This window comes from Neobacillus sp. BP17 (genome assembly GCF_059579525.1).
In genome coordinates, this window is record NZ_CM184198.1 from 2609097 (window position 1) to 2626186 (window position 17090).

The window sequence follows — 17090 nt, forward strand, 5'->3', positions numbered from 1 at the left end:
TTCTTCCATTGTTTCTGTAGCGGGATGGATTGCTAGTATAATAAATGCTCAGTTATCAGCCCACTGTAAAACGGTCCATGTATGGCATGGAAACCGATTTATGGTGGGCTTTTTTGCGTTTTTATTTACACGTAAAAACAGTGTACGAAGAGATCGGCTATTGTCCCCTTTGTATGAACAAAAAGCTTTTTACATTCAATTAACTGGAGGAAAAAATATGGCGTTTCATAGTTCGCAGCGTATTGCGGAATTAGCAGTGGATGCTGGCGCGAAAAAGGCATCCATGCGTGCTGAACATGCACTATTATTAGGATTCTTAGGTGGAGCTTTTATTGCACTTGGATTTTTATTAGATATTCGAGTCATTGCTGATCTCCCGAAAGAATGGGGGACCTTCAGCTCTCTATTGGGAGGAGCGGTTTTCCCAGTCGGCCTCATGTTAATCATTATTGCAGGCGGCGAATTGTTAACAGGGAATATGATGGCTCTTCCGATTGCTGTTCTAGCAAAGCGTGCGACACTAGCACAACTAGGTAGGAATTGGCTGCTAGTATTAATTAGTAACTTTATTGGAGCGATTTTCGTTGCCTATTTCTTTGGTCACATTGTAGGTTTAACGGAAGCTGGTCCATTTCTTACTAAAACTGTTGGGATTGCCCAAGCTAAAATAGATGAAACATTTATTAAAACCCTAATTTCTGCGATTGGTTGTAACTGGCTCGTTTGTTTAGGCGTTTGGCTTGCCTATGGTGCAGACGATATCGGTGGAAAAATATTAGCTATTTGGTTCCCGATTATGGGATTTGTAGCGATTGGTTTTCAGCACGTAGTGGCCAACATGTTTGTCATCCCGGCAGCGATTTTCGCGGGGCACTTCACATGGGCAGATTATATAGGAAACTTTATTCCGGTAGTTATCGGCAATGCAATTGGCGGCGGTGTTTTTGTAGCCTTGATCTATTGGACGGTTCACAAGGATTCTCTTCAATTATCATCTAAAGCAAAATCTAGTATTAAAAAAGCAAGTTAATAACTATTAATTTTTATAGTTTAATAGATTTCTCTGTTTTTTTACTAAGGAGGACTTACTGTGAAGGAAAAAGTGAATGTTCTTATCAACGGAACAGCACACGAAGTAGAAAAAGGAACTCGTATTTTAGACTATTTACTAAAGCAGGAAATGGAGCATCCGCACATATGCTATTCCGAAGTTCTCGGACCGGTACAGAGCTGTGATACGTGTATGTGTGAAGTAAACGGCAGCATTATGCGAGCATGTTCCACTGTGGTCGAGGACGGAATGGACATTTTGACCTCTTCTGAGCTTGCAAAAGAAGCCCAAGAGGAAGCCATGGACCGTATTCTAGAAAACCATCTATTATATTGCACCGTATGTGATAATAACAATGGTAATTGTCGTGTACATAATACGGCGGAATTGATGGGAATTGAACACCAAACACGCCCGCATCGTTCAAAGGGCTATGAAGTAGATATGTCTCACCCGTTTTATCGCTATGACCCTGATCAATGTATTTTGTGCGGACGCTGTGTGGAAACCTGTCAGGATCTTCAAGTGAATGAAACGCTAACCATCAATTGGGAAACCGGGCAGCCCCGTGTCTTATGGGACGGAGGGAAAAGCATTAACGAATCGTCATGTGTCTCCTGCGGTCAATGTGTGACCGTTTGTCCTTGTAACGCATTAATGGAAAAATCAATGCTTGGAAATGCAGGATTTATGACAGGTATTTCCGATGAATTGCTTACACCTATGATTGATATCGTCAAAGCTGTAGAGCCTGATTATCAAACCATTATGGCCGTTTCAGAAGTAGAGGCAGCCATGCGGGAAACGCGTATCGAGAAAACGAAAACTGTTTGTACATTCTGCGGTGTGGGTTGTTCATTTGAAGTATGGACCAAAGACCGTGAAATTCTTAAAATTGAACCATCTGAAAATGCGCCAGTTAATAGTGTTTCCACCTGTGTAAAAGGGAAATTCGGCTGGGATTTTGTCAATTCACAAGAACGAATTACCACACCTTTAATCCGTAAAGGTGATGTGTTTGTGGAGGCAAGCTGGGATGAGGCTCTCTCAATTGTTGCAGAAAAACTTGGCGGAATTAAAGAAACCCATGGCAGCGATGCAATCGGCTTTATATCTTCATCTAAAATTACGAACGAAGAAAACTACCTGATCCAAAAGATGGCTCGTCAAGTGTTTGGAACCAATAATGTGGACAACTGTTCTCGTTATTGCCAATCACCAGCTTCATGGGGATTACAGCAAACCGGAGGCATCGGCGGCGACTCAGGTACGATTCAGGATATCGCGGGTGCAGGGCTTGTCATCCTGGTGGGATGTGCGCCTGCAGAAGGACATCCTGTGCTTGCCACTCGTATTAAGCGCGCGCAAAAACTTCATGGGCAAAAATTAATCACCGTGGATGTGCGCAGACATGAAATGGGTGACCGCGCAGACTTGTTCGTGCGTCCAAAGCAAGGAACGGACTATGTATGGCTTTCCGCTATTACGAAGTATATCATTGACCAAGGTTGGCACGATGTGAAATTTATCACAGATCATGTTAATCACTATGATGAATTTTTGGATATGATGGAGCCTTATAGTTTGGAAGAGGCCGAGAAGATTACGGGTATTACAAAAGAAACATTAATCCAAATGGCTGAAATGATTCGTGATGCGGATGGAACAGTCATTTGTTGGGGAATGGGTGTAACACAAAATATCGCGGGATCACATACATCTGTTGCCATTGCGAACCTGCTTCTGGCAACAGGCAACATGATGCGTCCGAACGCTGGTGCCTACCCATTACGAGGACATAATAATGTACAAGGTGCAGCTGACATGGGAACAATGCCAAATATCTTCCCTGGTTATCAATCAGTCACAAATATTGAAATCCGAGAAAAATTTGAGAAGGCCTATGGAGTGAAAATCTCTCCAAATCCTGGCCTTGACAATATTGAAATGCTTGGAGCTGTTGATAGAGGCGAGATGAAGGCGATGTATATCGCTGGGGAGGATATGGCATGGGTCGATGCTGATTCCAATCATACTCAGGCGATGCTTGCGAAGTTAGATTTCCTTGTCGTACAAGAAATCTTTTTAACAACAACCGCCCAATTTGCTGATGTAATTTTACCAGGCGCTCCATCTCTTGAAAAAGATGGAACGTTTACCAATACCGAACGTCGTGTGCAGCGATTGTACCAAGCTTTACAGCCATTAGGAGATAGTAAACCGGACTGGTGGATTCTTACACAGCTCGCGAAAAAAATGGGCTTCGATTGGAATTATTCCCATCCAAGTCAGATTTTTGACGAAATGGCAAGCTTAACACCATTCTTCAGCCAGTGTAACTATGAGGTTCTTGAAGGATGGAACAGCTTTCACTGGGGCTCCCTTGATGGATCAAACACGCCATTGCTTTTCCAAGATGGCTTTAATTTCCCTGATAAAAAAGCACGGTTTGGTTTATTCGATTATGTGCCGCCTATGGAGTTCCCGCAAGAGTTCGATCTCGCATTGGATAATGGACGATTGTTGGAGCACTTCCACGAAGGAAACTTAACACAAAAATCAGAGGGACTTAACTACAAATTCCCGAAAGTGTTTGTGGAAGTATCTCCGGAATTGGCAAAAGAACGCAGTGTAAAGGACGGTTCATTTGTACGTCTTGTATCACCATACGGTGCTATTAAACTCCCTGTTCTTGTAACCGATCGTGTGGAAGGAAAAACGGTTTATGTGCCAATGCATTCCTCAAGCCACGAGAGTGCGGTGAACCTACTGACTGGTGGAGCAGTGGATGTCGTAACACATACACCAGCGTACAAACAAACAAAAGTGCGGATGGAAGTCCTTGAACAGAATGGTGAAAATCCACTTCCAAGGTATAATCCACGTAATGCCACTCGTACACCGCAAATGGGGCTTGAAATCTACCGCAAGTGGGAACGCGGGGATTACACTCCGCTTGCAGAAGTAAACGAGCATATTAACCCTGGTTTCTATGACAGGAGGAATGCGTAATGGCTCAGCCGATTAAAGTCATTCAAAAGACAGAAATGACAGAAGAACAAAAGAAAATGCAATCCCTGGAGAATCTTCTCTGCGGGGTTGCAGAAAATAAAGAGTCGCTTCTTGAGACAATGAATCTGCTCCAGGAATTACATGATAGTGGGATCCTAGACGCTTTTGGAAGTCTTCTAAAAGCGAAAGAGAAAGCAGCAAAAATTGCGGTCCATCAGTTTACACGTGAGCCTGTCACAAACATGATCAATAATGCGATGGCGGCAGGTGGAATTCTGACTGAGCTTGATCCCGAAACAACAAGTAAGCTCGCTAAAAGCTTAACGGCTGGCTTGAAAAAGGCGGAGCAGGGATTAAAAGAGGATTCGAAGATTGGCATCTTTGATTTAATGAAAGCCTTAAAGGATCCTGATATTAATCGTGTCTTAGGATTTGGATTTAACCTTTTAAAAGGTATGGGTGAAGGATTAAAAGAGTAGGATGAAAGACAAAATACAAACCCATTCGTTATAGTCATGAATGGGTTTCCTTTTTAGAATCAAACTAACTGGTATAGATAGGGAGGACAGTCATGCCAAAGAATCTGGAGCATCAATTTAGTATGCTTGTTCGGGAAATTAGAAAAGAATATGTCGGCAATGGTCCAAAGGAAATCACCACTAAATTTATCGGTTCCTGGGCGATCAGTGAAATGAAAGGGAACCTGACAAATGTGGAGAAGTTTATGATTACTTCCGAACATGGCGATCAGATGGTCCATGAAACGAGAACGCGATTTGTAAAGGAAATCTATAAAAAACCTGAGGTCCTTATACGGTTTGAAAACCTGATGGGTGCAAAAGTAGTACGGTTATTTTCTGATATTAATATAAGTGAAGATATTGCCATGACTGTTTTTGTTTTTGACCAGCAGATCGCGGGAAAGTAATTAGGAGTGAAAAAGCATGGATCAGCCAATGAAAAGGGAAAGCAATATATGGCGGTACGAGGCAGGGGCCATACACAAAATAACGGATACCATCGTTACGGAATATCCGATTACCATTGTTCTGAATGACCAAGAATTCGCAACACTTGTTTGCAGCCCTGAGCACATTGAAGAACTAGTCGTTGGCTTTTTGGCGTCTGAAGGGATTATCAGAAATATTACGGAAATTAAAGAGCTAACGATTATAGAAGCGACAGGCCGTGCGATTGTCAATACGCATAAGGTGAACAAATTAAACGAGTTGTTCCATTCCAAACGAGTTGTCACATCTTGCTGTGGAAAAAGCCGTCAAAGCTTTTATTTTTATAATGATGCTAGAACCGTTAAGCCGCTGGAAAACGTAGATGCTACAATTTCTATTGACCAATGTTTTCATTTAATGCGACTAATGCAGGAGTCGTCCGTTATCTTCCAGGATACAGGGGGTGTTCACAATGCGGCCCTTTGTGACACTAACGGCATCATCGTCGACAGAACGGACATAGGACGCCACAATGCCCTCGATAAAATCTATGGTCATTGCTTGCAATATTCCATTTCTCTTTCAGACAAAATTATTGTTTTTAGTGGCCGTATCTCCTCAGAGGTATTACTAAAGGTAGCCAAAATAGGCTGCGGCATCGTTCTATCAAAGTCAGCTCCCACCGAACTGGCCCTTAGGCTGGCGGAAGAGCTTCAAATTACGACCGTTGGTTTTCTTCGCAATCATTCTTTAAATATTTATACAAGACCGGATCGTATTGAGGTACAGGGGGTTCAATCACTTACTTAAAGAAGTGCCGTTTCATCATTGGAGCGGTGCTTTTCTAATGTTAATTTTAGGATAGCCTTTGGCAAACGAAACGGTGGATCCGAAAATTAAAGGAAATTAACAAGGGACTTCAAAAGAGAAGTCCCTTGTTAATTAAAATCAATAATCTACTACTTCGAATTTATAACATAACCCTCATATATTATATTGTGTTGTTTGCCTGTTTCTATTGCAATCTTTAATGGTTGATAATCTGCAATGATATCTGACATAAACCATTGTCTACCTTTAGATACAGCAATTATAAGCCCATTCTCATCTCCAATGGTACTAAATGTTGGAGATGGCGGTCTCCACGTAGTTAAACCAAAAGAAGAATGAAGTACATCTACTGCTCCTAATACGTCTTCAAATGGAAGCCCGATTTCACTAATGTTCAAGATATCCTTATATGTGAAAGGACCTGGTGTCGAGTTTAATAAGTTATGACGTGCAATAAACTCTAAAATATTACCTGCAGGATCTTCAAAATATAAGGAATGAGCATTCCAACTCTCAAAATGAATAACATATTCATCCTCATATTTAATTAAATCGACTTTTGATGAAAGCCAGTGCATTGCTTCGTCTATTTTATTATTTGGAATGTTAAATGCGAAGTGATACTTAGGATTATTCTCACTTAGATGAAATGTTAATACCGTTTCTCCTGCATACACCGAGAAGTTTTGTCTTGTTTGATTTATTAATGGTAGTTCTAAAACTTCCAAGTAAAACTTTTTCATCTCTTCAAAATTAGAAGTGTCTAAATCTAAGTTTGTTATTTTCATAACTATAACCTCTTTCATCATATGAATAGATTGTATATTGGAAATGTTAAAATAAATCTCAAGATTAATCCCCCATAATTGGATGTAATTTACCTCAGACTTTTGGCTGAGATCAATGAGTAAAAAATTAGAAAGGTAAGGTTCGCGTCAATCAGCAGCAGGAGAAATTCCAAGATAAATTATTAACAAATTTTGTTAGGATATTTACTCCGAAGCGGTGAAAACATTAGCTGTCACACTGTCAGCTAACCATTCAGCGGAAACAGGCCAGCCTAAGCAACTGGAAGACTATGTCATGGCTGCTAAGGGATAAGAGGAAGGATTACTCATAAAATACAATTGGAATATGGCTATTTCGTTTTTGTAAAGGATCCCGGTATTGAACCGAGATTTTTTATGGGGAAAATTAAACTGTAGTATCAAAAAAAATAAAGGAATTGCTTAAGGAACATATGACTAAACCCAAAAAGACACCAGCCATCTCAATAGTCACCTATGCTTTTAATGTGGAAAACTATATAATAGCGTGTGCAAACAGCGTCTTAAATCAAACATTTACTGATTTTGAATGGGTCATTTTAGATAACGCTAGCACTGATAACACCCGTACCATTTTAGAAGAATTCAAAAGAAAGGATGAGAGAATATTGTCATTATAGGTAATGCGAGGAAGAGAAGAATTTTTAGGGTATATATACCAATGGACTAGCCTATTATGGTTAAACACGCTGCTTATTTTCTGGTTGTCGCCTTTTCTTCTTACACTTAGCTAATATTACTATGATGCAGGGGAATGATAATTTGCTATTATTTTAAATTAATACTGAAGTGAAGATAGAGGAAATGATGTGATTTCGTTTCGGGACATGAAGAAGGAATTCGAGAGTGTTCCTGCAATAGCGGGGAATTTTAAGAGGGAGAAATGAAAGTGAGAGAGTCGAACAAACCCACATCTAGGATGGTTTAATTGGTACAGTCAAGCAAAGCTTCAACAAGCTTTGCACTTCTCCACTTTTATATCCAGATTACATAAAAAAATACGATGCAATAAGAGATTCACTTCTTATCGCATCGTATGGATTATTTTACGACTTTAATCGTCCGGTATTTTTTATTACCAGCTTTATCAATCACGTAAACTTTTAAATAAGTATTTGCTTTCTGAGTTTTTATAGCTACTGAAAATTTGCCATTTGAATAAACCGACCCTTTGCCAATAAGTTTACTTCCTCTATAGATTTTCACTGAAGCGTATTTTTCGGCGCTTCCAGTTACAGTTTTAGATTTAGAAGTGACTTTATTAACACTTTGAATAGCTGGCGGCGTCTTATCAACGACTTTTAAACTCTTCGATGCACTTACATTTCCTACTTTATCTGTGGCAGTTACACTAATTGTTGTTCCGGCCTTTTGCTTCGAAATCGTAAATTTGTAGTTGCCGCTTGATGCCGCTGTTGTGCTTTTTTGGTATTTACCGTTGATTGATAATTTCACAGTGGTTCCAGCTTCAGCTTTCCCTGTTACAGTAGTCGAAAGATCTGAAACACTATTCATCGATGGTGTAACGGGTCTAGTTTTATCAATTGTAAATTTAATTGTAGTTGTGTTACTCTCTTCATCTTTTACAACTAACGTGTATTTGCCGTCTTTTGTAACTGTAGCACCATTTTTGAAAATAGCTCCATTTAATAAGGCGGTACCTTCATCAAAAGTAATCTTTACATCTTTATTATAATTCGAATTATTTTTAACCCCAGTTACAATTGGAGCAACGAAATCTTTCTTTTTCGCTAGATAAGCAGATGAGATATAACCTGATAATGCTCCATCAGTAGATTTAACTGGGAACCAAACATAGTGCTTTTCATTATAATCTTTGCTACCTAGTTTAGTGTATTCAAAATTTCCAGTGATAATAAACGTCTTATTTAAAGGTTGTTCACTTCCATTTGAGTCACTAGTAGGGTGAACCTCCCTTAATTTCGTCTTATTTTCAGTAACTATTACAACGTCACCTTTTTTCAGTAAATAACCTGACTCATGGAGCACATCAGTTAAAACATAGTCAAATTTATTAAACTTAAAACCTGTACTGAAATCTGTTTTGTATTCAAAATCATTATACTCAAATGGATATTGAACTAATTTTGTATCATCATAAAAGCTTTGTCTTTCAATTTTACTAAATACCTGATCTTGATATGTATACCAATTTCTAGCTCCATCGCTACGGAATATTGGGCTGTTCGATGGCACTATGCCATTGTATGCCATGACAGGAAAATACCAATTTTCAATGATTTCTCTTCCCGCACCCGCTATTCTAGGTATTCTAGGAACACTAGAAGGATTTTGTAATTTATACTTTTCATTTAAAATATTCAAACCTTGATCGATATTATAAATAATATCGCTCTTAACTCTTTCAGGATCTGGAACAGAGTCAGTAACTTGCATAATGCCAAAGCCTCTAATCTTAGCATTATCCGGAGCGTCAGAAACGACTTTACCGTAATTATCAAACTGCCTCCAAGCAGATTCTTGCTCAGCGACCGCTTTTACAACTTCAGGAGGTATATTTTTACTTAATGCAGCGTTCGTTAATAAACAATTAATTTGTTGATAAGATGGATTTTTACCTGTTTGAATATCACCCATTGACAAACATTTTGTAGCCCAATCCATTTCTTCTGCTGATGCTTTTCCAGCAACTAAACCAACAGAAAGAGTTGTTAATAAACCTAATTTTAATAAGATCGATTTCAATACTCCACTCCCTAATCTATGTAAATATTTGTCTATCTCTCTATTGTATCATAAATAGTTTGATATCTTTTTAATTCTTAATCCATTAAAATTGTTGAACCTATAGAAATTGCGACAAACCGCCGTAGAGAACTTGAAGATAGAGGACATAAGAATGCATGTCGTTTTTGGTTAATACCAGCAAATCCAAATGATTATGATGTTGAGAGGGCATATAGTTATTACGATATTATTGACTGGAAGCGCTCCAATAACTATGAAAATGGTGATATTTTATTTATCTATGTATCCGGTAAAGTTAGGAAAGTCCGTTATTAAGTGAAGGTAACAGAAGGTCTAGTACGAGATCGTCATATTACTTAAGATAATACTTTTTGGTTAGATGAAGAAAAAACTGAACAATCACAAGAATATGAGCGTTCACGGGTGAGATTGGTAGATGAGGCCGATACTCCTGAATTGTCTCTTGCTAAATTACGTGAATCATGGTTTATTACCTAAGGAATTTTTTGATTATATCTTTGAGCGAATTCCTAATTTAACCGGGCATGATGAATTATATGGATCAGGTGAAGCGAATGCGTATACGGCACTAACTGGTAAATAACCCTAAACGATGCCTGACACTCTAACGACAATACCTTAACAAAAATGGAAGTCTTCTTCGCAATCGGAGAGACTTCCATTTTGCGTTGGGTGGTTAAGAGTAGAGGTGAGATAGAAAGTTTACCAACGTTACCGATTTTCAAAGAATTCGAATTGAACTTTTCGAATATAGTAAAACAGTTCTTGAAACGACTTTATTCATTTAGTCGAAAATGTAGTTTGAGTTAACACTAAAATTATGATGTGAACCAAAAAACTCACCAACATGATGAGTTTTTAATTTTATTAGCCTTGGATGTACGTATTACATAGTAATCAGGATGAACTAACTAGTCCATCCTTACTCTTTGGCATTAGTAGTGAAGGTAATAATAGGAAAAAGAGTGTTAAGTATCTTCACAGAGTTGTTTACAGAATATTTAAAATTATTTAAATTTGAATAAGTTATTAAAAAAATACAGAGGAGCTGAAGAGAGCTTAATGGATAAAATCTGAAGTTGCTATACCAATACCATTACCTTAACCAATCAGATGAATCTTTGGAAAGGAAATTTTGACTAAGAAAATGAAGGAGATGAAAAGATGACCAAATTCATTGAAAAAGTGAAAATAAATCATGTGGTAACAGGATGGGTAGATGATCATGCAGAGGAATTAATAGATTGGTCGACAAAAATTTGGAATTACGCTGAACTTGGACTCCAAGAATATCAATCCTCTAAATTGTTAGCGAACAAACTAGAAAAAGAGGGATTTTCCATTGAAATGGGTGTCGCAGATATGCCAACCGCATTTGTTGCGACGTGGGGGAAAGGAAAGCCTGTCATTGGGATATTAGGTGAATATGATGCATTACCAGGTCTTTCTCAAAAACTAGCAGCAACTAAAGAGCCAATTATTCCAGAAGGCAGTGGGCATGGATGTGGACATAATATTTATGGAGTAGCGGCGGCTGGAGGTGCGATTGCGTCAAAGAAATGGATGGAGAAAGAAGGAATTCCTGGAACCATTAAATTCTATGGCTGTCCTGCGGAAGAAACCCTTGTTGGAAAGGTTTTTATGGCAAGGGATCATGTTTTTGACGATGCGGATGTTAGTATAACATGGCACCCAAATTCATTGAATTCATTATGGGCAAGCCGCTCTTTAGCGATGAATTCGGTCAAATTTAATTTTTATGGGAAATCGTCTCATGCAGCCGCCAATCCAGAAGCTGGGAACAGTGCTCTTAAGGCTGTTCAACTAATGGACATTGGCGTCAATTTTTTACGTGAGCATTTAATCGATCCAATACGGATTCATTCAACAATCACAAATGGTGGAGGTGCACCTAATGTCGTTCCAGACAAGGCTCAGATTTGGTATTACATACGAGGACCACACCGCTCAGAAGTGGTCGAAACCTATGAGAAATTGATCAATATTGCCAAAGGCGCCGCCTTAATGACTGGAACGGATTATACGATTGATTTTATAACAGGATGTTACGATATGCTCCCGAACAAAGTTCTAGGACAAGTTTTACTGAATAACCTGAAAAAAGTGGGAGCCCCATCCTTTAATGAACACGATATGAAATTAGCAAAGGAACTGACCGATTCCTTTGATCAAGGAATGAAGGAAGTAGTTGTAAAAACATCGGGTGCCCCTAATAATCTGCTAGACAAAATTTTGCATGATGAGGTGATCGAACCTTACGATGAAGGAAAATGTATGTCAGGTTCTACAGATGTCGCGGATGTATCTTGGAACATCCCGACCGCACAATTTACAACGGCATGTGCCCCAATTGGGACACCAGGGCATTCTTGGCAAAATGTTGTCGCCGTAGGATCGAGCATTGGCCAAAAAGGAATGATAACAGCCGCAAAGGTGATAGGACTAAGTGTTGTGGAATTAATAGAGAATCCTAGTTTGGTCGCCCAGGCGCAAGATGAATTCAAGAACGAAATAAAACATAAAGGGGGCTATGTGTCTCCATTACCAGACGGGCTCAAGCCACCTGTCCCATCTATTTAAAAATCTTGTTTTTATAAAAATAATTCTACTAGTTCCCGAAAGGAGATTTACTATGAAAAATCAAAATCTAACCGATTTAAGAAATGAAACTAAAGAATCTATTGCCAGTGCAATCGAATGGTTAAAGGAGTATTTAACATTCCCAACTATTTCAGCACAAAATTCAGCTATTCCGGAAACGGTTCGTTTTGTTGTGAAAATGATTGAAGAAGCAAAAGGGGGAGCCGAGGTCCTTGATGATTTAGGCGGCAACCCCGTCATTTATGGTTTTTTTCCAGCAGGAAGGAATGGTGATTCGACGAAAACTTTACTCTTTTATAACCACTATGATGTGCAGCCACCCGAACCACTTGATGAATGGGTCTCTGAACCCTTTCAGCCTGCGATTAGGGAGGGGAAAATATTCGCTAGAGGGGTTGCCGATAATAAAGGAGATTTGATTGCTAGATTAACAGCGATTATGGTATTACAAAAGACGCAGGGAGGATTGCCCTGCAACATCAAGTTTTTAATTGAAGGGGAAGAGGAAATTGGCTCGCCGAATCTAACACCTTACCTAGAAAAATATCGTGATCTCTTCAAAGCTGATGCCTGTATTTGGGAATTTGGTGGAAAGGATGAACAAGATAGAATCAGCATGGTGGCCGGCATAAAGGGGATGGCTTACTTAGAGCTGACTTGTGCTGGTGCAGATATTGATATGCATTCTTCTGTCGGAGCGTATGTAGATAATGCGGCATGGAGGTTAGTCCAGGCACTTGCTTCTATGAAAAATCAGCAAAATGAAATTTTAGTAGAAGGTTTCTTTGACGGCATAGAAGAGCCTTCCGAAGCAGTAAAACAGGCTGTCAGTGCCCTGCCGTTCAATGAAGAAGCTATTTCGACCCTATACGGATTAAAAAGGCCGCTTATTACAGCAGCAAAAGGACAAGACCCAAGGGACGCTATGGTCTTGCATCCTACCATGACCATTTGTGGATTAATAAGTGGATATACTGGAGAAGGGGCGAAAACCGTTCTGCCTAAAGTAGCCAAGGCGAAAGTGGATTGTCGTTTGGTACCTGGCCAAGATCCAGACCATATACGTAGCTGTATTCAAAACCATTTAGAAAAACAGGGATTTAATGATATTGCGGTTACCCTTGTAAATGGGCAGAAGGCCTACCGGTCTGACTTTAGTCATCCATTTATTTCCCATGTCATGGAAACGGCCACAGAAGTGTACCAAAAGGAAGGGATTTTAGCCCCTAACTCCGCTGGCACTGGTCCCATGTTTGAATTCGGTAAACAGCTTCAGCTGCCAATCGTTAGCACAGGGGTAGGCTGGGTCGGATCAAAGGCACATGCACCTAATGAATCTATCAGACTACAGGATTTTGAAAACGGGATCGTCCATATGGCATATATGCTTCTAGGCTTCCCTAAGTCGTTAAACGCTTCACAGGAGAAACTAGAAGGCATAAAATAATCCTGTTTCTCAAAGAAAGCAATGTTCTCGATTATGAGAACATTGCTTTTTTGTTTTGTGGAAGAAAATCTAACACAGAATTTTCCAGCTAGATAGAAACCGTTTACTTTATGAAAAGAAAGGGAAAGAAAGCGCTTATTTTATAATTTTAATATTCTAAATTGTCAGAATAATAGATTGACGCTTGGAAGATTCTTCATTATACTCAGTGACATAAAGGTTACATGTCATATTAAATAACATCAAATGTAATCTAGTACTATCAAAAATAGTAACGGAGGGATTTTTGTGATTAAGGATTGGCATTATCAATTGGAAGAAATGTACGAGCAGATGGTAGTGTGGAGACGGCACATGCATGAAAATCCGGAACTGTCATTCCACGAAGTAGACACACCTAAAATGATTGCAGAAACCTTATCTGACTTTGGAATTGAAGTAAGAACTAGTGTTGGCGGAAGAGGGGTAGTCGGGTTGATAAGGGGGGCTAAGCCGGGGAAAACCATTGCCCTTAGAGCAGATTTTGATGCCCTTCCTATTCAGGATGAAAAGGAAGTTCCTTATAAATCTAAAGGACCTGGTGTCATGCATGCCTGCGGTCATGATGGCCATACCGCAACGTTATTAGGGGTTGCAAAGGTTTTAAGCGAGAATCGCCACCAGTTATCCGGAAACGTCGTGCTTCTTCACCAGCATGCGGAAGAATTAGCACCGGGTGGAGCCATCGCGATGATCGAGGATGGTTGTTTAGATGGAGTGGATGTGGTGTTTGGAACACATTTAGCATCCGGTGCTCCACTCGGTACTTATTTAGTGAAAAGCGGTTATACAATGGCTGCAGCAGATGCCTTTAAAATCAAGATTCAGGGTAAGGGAGGACATGGATCCTCACCGCATGAAACCATTGATGCCATCGCAATCGGTGCACAAATTATCAACCAGCTCCAATTCATCGTGAGCAGACGCGTGAATCCACGACATTCCGCCGTTGTATCAGTCGGTTCCTTCCATGCAGGAAATGCATCGAATGTCATCGCTGATTCAGCCGAATTAACGGGAACGATCCGATCATTCGACAAAGACGTAAGAGTACAAATCGAAGAAGAGTTCAGAACGATGGTGAGTGGCGTATGTGCCGCATTCCATGCTGAATATGAAATTGATTATAACAACGGTTATCCGGCTCTGTATAATCATGAGCGTGAAACTGAAGTTTTTAAGGATATCGTGAAAAATACCTTAGATGAAGGCATGCTTGTAGACATGACCCCAATCATGGGAGCTGAAGATTTTTCTTACTATTTGCAGGAAAAACCAGGGATGTTCTTTCATACGGGTGCACGGAATGAAGAAATAGGAGCCTCCTACCCACATCATCATCCAAAGTTTGATTTTGATGAAAAAGCGATGATATATGCTGGGAAAGCACTATTAAGCATTATTCATCAATATACGGTAGAGAAAGTGGAACAGATTCTTGAGGAACCTGCTTATTAAAAACCAAGTTAGAAGAAGTTGAAGAATTTACCTGATTTTAAGCAGAGCAAGGGGTGAGAAGATGTCTAACAAAATAATCGAAGTAGAAAATCTACAAACCGCTTTTATGGCTGACAAAGGCGAATTGATTTCGGTTGATGAGGTTACTTTCGATCTGGAGCCGGGAGAAACGATTGGGATTGTTGGTGAGTCGGGCTGTGGGAAAAGTGTAACATCCTTGTCGATTATGAGATTGCTAGGGAAAAATGGTTACATAAAAAGTGGTTCGGTCAAGATGAATGGAAAAGAATTAAATAAGTTCACAGAAGCCGAAATGAGACAGGTTCGCGGGAATCAGATCTCGATGATCTTTCAGGAACCGATGACATCCCTGAACCCTGTTTATACCATTGGTAACCAGATGATTGAAGGGATCAAGCTTCACTTAAAAATGAGTACGAAGGATGCTTCAGCATATGCCATTGATATGCTGAGGCAAGTAAAAATCCCGCGGGCTGAAGAAGTGATGAATGAATACCCACACGCATTATCCGGGGGAATGAGACAAAGGGTTATGATTGCGATGGCCCTGTCTTGTAAACCTAAGCTGCTCATTGCTGATGAGCCGACGACTGCCCTTGATGTAACCATCCAAGCACAAATTTTAGAATTGATGAAAGAACTGAGAGAAGAATCGGATACCGCGATTATGTTAATCACCCATGATCTCGGCGTGATCGCTGAGATGGCAGATAAAGTCCTTGTGATGTATGCAGGGCAAGTGGTGGAAGAAGCGGATGTGTTTACCTTATTTGATGAACCGAAGCATCCCTACACAAAAGGATTAATGGAGTCGATTCCTCACCTTGAATATGAAGAACATAAACGGCTATATTCCATCCCAGGGATGGTACCAACCTTACAGCATATGCCAAAGGGATGCAGGTTCCACACGAGGTGCCCATATGCTACAGAGAAATGCCTGCAGGAAAAGCCTCCTCTTTCTTCTATTAATAAGGAAAAAGTTCATAAAGTAAGATGCTGGTTAGTGGAAGAAGAAGCGAATCTGACCAAAACGAAATCGATCGAGGAGGTCCATGTATGAGTATTTCAACGGTTGAGGCGAACCAGGATCATATAAAAACACTGCCTGATGTACCCTTGTTAGAGGTTCATAATCTTAAAAAATATTACCCTATTAAAAAAGGGATTATTCCCCGGACAGTCGGTCATGTAAAAGCGGTCGATGGTTTGAATTTCCGCCTCTATCCAGGAGAAACGCTTTCGCTTGTAGGAGAATCCGGTTGCGGCAAATCGACCACGGGCCGGGCCATTGTCAAACTCGACCCTCCTACTGAAGGGAAAGTCATTTTAGAAGGCATGGATTTATCCGATATCAGTGGATTGAACTTGAGAAAAACCCGTACGAAAATGCAAATGATCTTTCAAGATCCCTATTCATCCTTAAATCCAAGAAAGCGGATTGGAGATCTTCTTTCAGAACCACTGCTCGCCCATAAAATGGCAGATAAAGAGGCGGTGGACCGAAAAGTAAATGAAATGCTTGAAATCGTAGGCTTAACAAAGCTGCATCGAAGCCGTTATCCTCATGAATTTTCCGGTGGTCAAAGGCAACGAATTGGCATTGCCAGAGCGCTTATGTTAAATCCGAAGTTGATCATTTGTGATGAACCTGTTTCTGCCTTAGACGTGTCTATACAGGCTCAAGTTTTGAATCTACTGAAGGATTTACAAAAAGAGTTTCAGCTGACCTATCTGTTCATTGCTCACGGTTTAGGTGCGGTCAAATATATTAGTGATCGGATCGCCGTCATGTATTTAGGAAAAATTGTTGAACTTGGGAAGACAGAAGATATTTTTAAGAAGCCAAAACATCCCTATACACAAGGTTTACTAAGTACCTACCCCATTCCCAATCCGCATCTGCGCAACAGGGAACGAATCTTAGTGGAAGGGGATGTTCCAAGTCCTGCCAACCCTCCTAAAGGGTGCAGTTTTCATACAAGATGTCCAATTGCTCAAGATATTTGCCGTGTGCAAACCCCGGAATTAACCGGTCTTCATCATCAAACAGCTTGTCACTTTCCATTAATGTAAACGAG

Annotated in this window: 14 protein-coding genes; 12 read left to right on the top strand and 2 right to left on the bottom strand. The window is 40.0% G+C overall.

What is annotated here, in order from left to right:
• The first annotated feature begins 217 nt into the window (after positions 1-217).
• The 5 genes from AC4QJR_RS12625 (at position 218) to fdhD (ending at position 5823) form a co-directional block, all read left to right on the top strand.
• Positions 218-1030: a formate/nitrite transporter family protein gene (locus AC4QJR_RS12625; protein WP_496526399.1), complete on the top strand. Its 813-nt coding sequence runs from the start codon at positions 218-220 to the stop codon at positions 1028-1030.
• Positions 1031-1090: 60 nt separating this feature from the next.
• Positions 1091-4063: a formate dehydrogenase subunit alpha gene (fdhF, locus tag AC4QJR_RS12630; RefSeq protein WP_496526400.1), complete on the top strand. Its 2973-nt coding sequence runs from the start codon at positions 1091-1093 to the stop codon at positions 4061-4063.
• A complete protein-coding gene (locus tag AC4QJR_RS12635) occupies positions 4063-4542 on the top strand; it encodes a helical membrane plugin domain-containing protein (RefSeq protein ID WP_375376636.1) in 480 nt (159 codons plus the stop codon). The genes fdhF and AC4QJR_RS12635 overlap by 1 nt, the downstream gene beginning before the upstream one ends.
• 92 nt (positions 4543-4634) lie before the next feature.
• On the top strand, positions 4635-4991 hold the full coding sequence (locus AC4QJR_RS12640) for a Na-translocating system protein MpsC family protein (RefSeq protein ID WP_496526401.1): 357 nt from the start codon (positions 4635-4637) through the stop codon (positions 4989-4991).
• A gap of 16 nt (positions 4992-5007) precedes the next feature.
• Positions 5008-5823, top strand: coding sequence for a formate dehydrogenase accessory sulfurtransferase FdhD (fdhD, locus tag AC4QJR_RS12645; RefSeq protein WP_375376634.1), 816 nt, complete (start codon positions 5008-5010; stop codon positions 5821-5823).
• Positions 5824-5972: 149 nt separating this feature from the next.
• On the opposite strand, the gene AC4QJR_RS12650 is transcribed toward fdhD, so the two are convergent.
• Complete coding sequence (locus tag AC4QJR_RS12650) at positions 5973-6632, bottom strand: VOC family protein (protein WP_496526402.1); 660 nt, start codon at positions 6630-6632, stop codon at positions 5973-5975.
• A 452-nt stretch (positions 6633-7084) separates the two neighbouring features.
• On the opposite strand from AC4QJR_RS12650, the gene AC4QJR_RS12655 reads away from it, so the two are divergent.
• Positions 7085-7291: a glycosyltransferase family 2 protein gene (locus AC4QJR_RS12655; protein ID WP_496526403.1), complete on the top strand. Its 207-nt coding sequence runs from the start codon at positions 7085-7087 to the stop codon at positions 7289-7291.
• A gap of 421 nt (positions 7292-7712) precedes the next feature.
• On the opposite strand, the gene AC4QJR_RS12660 is transcribed toward AC4QJR_RS12655, so the two are convergent.
• Entirely contained in the window at positions 7713-9398 is a 1686-nt protein-coding gene (locus AC4QJR_RS12660; RefSeq protein ID WP_496526404.1) for an Ig-like domain-containing protein, read from the bottom strand.
• Positions 9399-9837: 439 nt separating this feature from the next.
• Between AC4QJR_RS12660 and AC4QJR_RS12665 the strand changes: the two genes are divergently transcribed.
• From AC4QJR_RS12665 to AC4QJR_RS12690, 6 genes are all read left to right on the top strand, one after another.
• Complete coding sequence (locus AC4QJR_RS12665) at positions 9838-10005, top strand: hypothetical protein (protein WP_496526405.1); 168 nt, start codon at positions 9838-9840, stop codon at positions 10003-10005.
• A 581-nt stretch (positions 10006-10586) separates the two neighbouring features.
• A complete protein-coding gene (locus AC4QJR_RS12670; RefSeq protein WP_496526406.1) occupies positions 10587-12023 on the top strand; it encodes an amidohydrolase in 1437 nt (478 codons plus the stop codon).
• Positions 12024-12075: 52 nt separating this feature from the next.
• Complete coding sequence (locus tag AC4QJR_RS12675) at positions 12076-13491, top strand: M20/M25/M40 family metallo-hydrolase (RefSeq protein WP_496526407.1); 1416 nt, start codon at positions 12076-12078, stop codon at positions 13489-13491.
• A 288-nt stretch (positions 13492-13779) separates the two neighbouring features.
• The gene (locus AC4QJR_RS12680; protein WP_496526408.1) at positions 13780-14988 is read left to right on the top strand and encodes a M20 family metallopeptidase; all 1209 of its coding nucleotides are present in this window, start codon (positions 13780-13782) and stop codon (positions 14986-14988) included.
• A 61-nt stretch (positions 14989-15049) separates the two neighbouring features.
• Positions 15050-16072 carry an ABC transporter ATP-binding protein gene (locus AC4QJR_RS12685; RefSeq protein WP_496526409.1) on the top strand — a complete coding sequence of 341 codons (1023 nt, stop codon included), beginning with the start codon at positions 15050-15052 and terminating at the stop codon, positions 16070-16072.
• On the top strand, positions 16069-17085 hold the full coding sequence (locus AC4QJR_RS12690) for an ABC transporter ATP-binding protein (protein ID WP_496526410.1): 1017 nt from the start codon (positions 16069-16071) through the stop codon (positions 17083-17085). The genes AC4QJR_RS12685 and AC4QJR_RS12690 overlap by 4 nt, the downstream gene beginning before the upstream one ends.
• Positions 17086-17090 lie beyond the last annotated feature (5 nt).

Bases quoted from the DNA above. Each gene is read 5' to 3' on its own strand.
- AC4QJR_RS12685 (WP_496526409.1), top strand. From the start codon at position 15,050: ATGTCTAACAAAATAATCGAAGTAGAAAATCTACAAACCGCTTTTATG.
- AC4QJR_RS12690 (WP_496526410.1), top strand. From the start codon at position 16,069: ATGAGTATTTCAACGGTTGAGGCGAACCAGGATCATATAAAAACACTG.
- AC4QJR_RS12625 (WP_496526399.1), top strand. From the start codon at position 218: ATGGCGTTTCATAGTTCGCAGCGTATTGCGGAATTAGCAGTGGATGCT.
- AC4QJR_RS12670 (WP_496526406.1), top strand. From the start codon at position 10,587: ATGACCAAATTCATTGAAAAAGTGAAAATAAATCATGTGGTAACAGGA.
- AC4QJR_RS12675 (WP_496526407.1), top strand. From the start codon at position 12,076: ATGAAAAATCAAAATCTAACCGATTTAAGAAATGAAACTAAAGAATCT.
- AC4QJR_RS12655 (WP_496526403.1), top strand. From the start codon at position 7,085: ATGACTAAACCCAAAAAGACACCAGCCATCTCAATAGTCACCTATGCT.
- AC4QJR_RS12650 (WP_496526402.1), bottom strand. From the start codon at position 6,632: ATGAAAATAACAAACTTAGATTTAGACACTTCTAATTTTGAAGAGATG.
- fdhD (WP_375376634.1), top strand. From the start codon at position 5,008: ATGGATCAGCCAATGAAAAGGGAAAGCAATATATGGCGGTACGAGGCA.
- AC4QJR_RS12665 (WP_496526405.1), top strand. From the start codon at position 9,838: ATGAGGCCGATACTCCTGAATTGTCTCTTGCTAAATTACGTGAATCAT.
- AC4QJR_RS12635 (WP_375376636.1), top strand. From the start codon at position 4,063: ATGGCTCAGCCGATTAAAGTCATTCAAAAGACAGAAATGACAGAAGAA.
- AC4QJR_RS12640 (WP_496526401.1), top strand. From the start codon at position 4,635: ATGCCAAAGAATCTGGAGCATCAATTTAGTATGCTTGTTCGGGAAATT.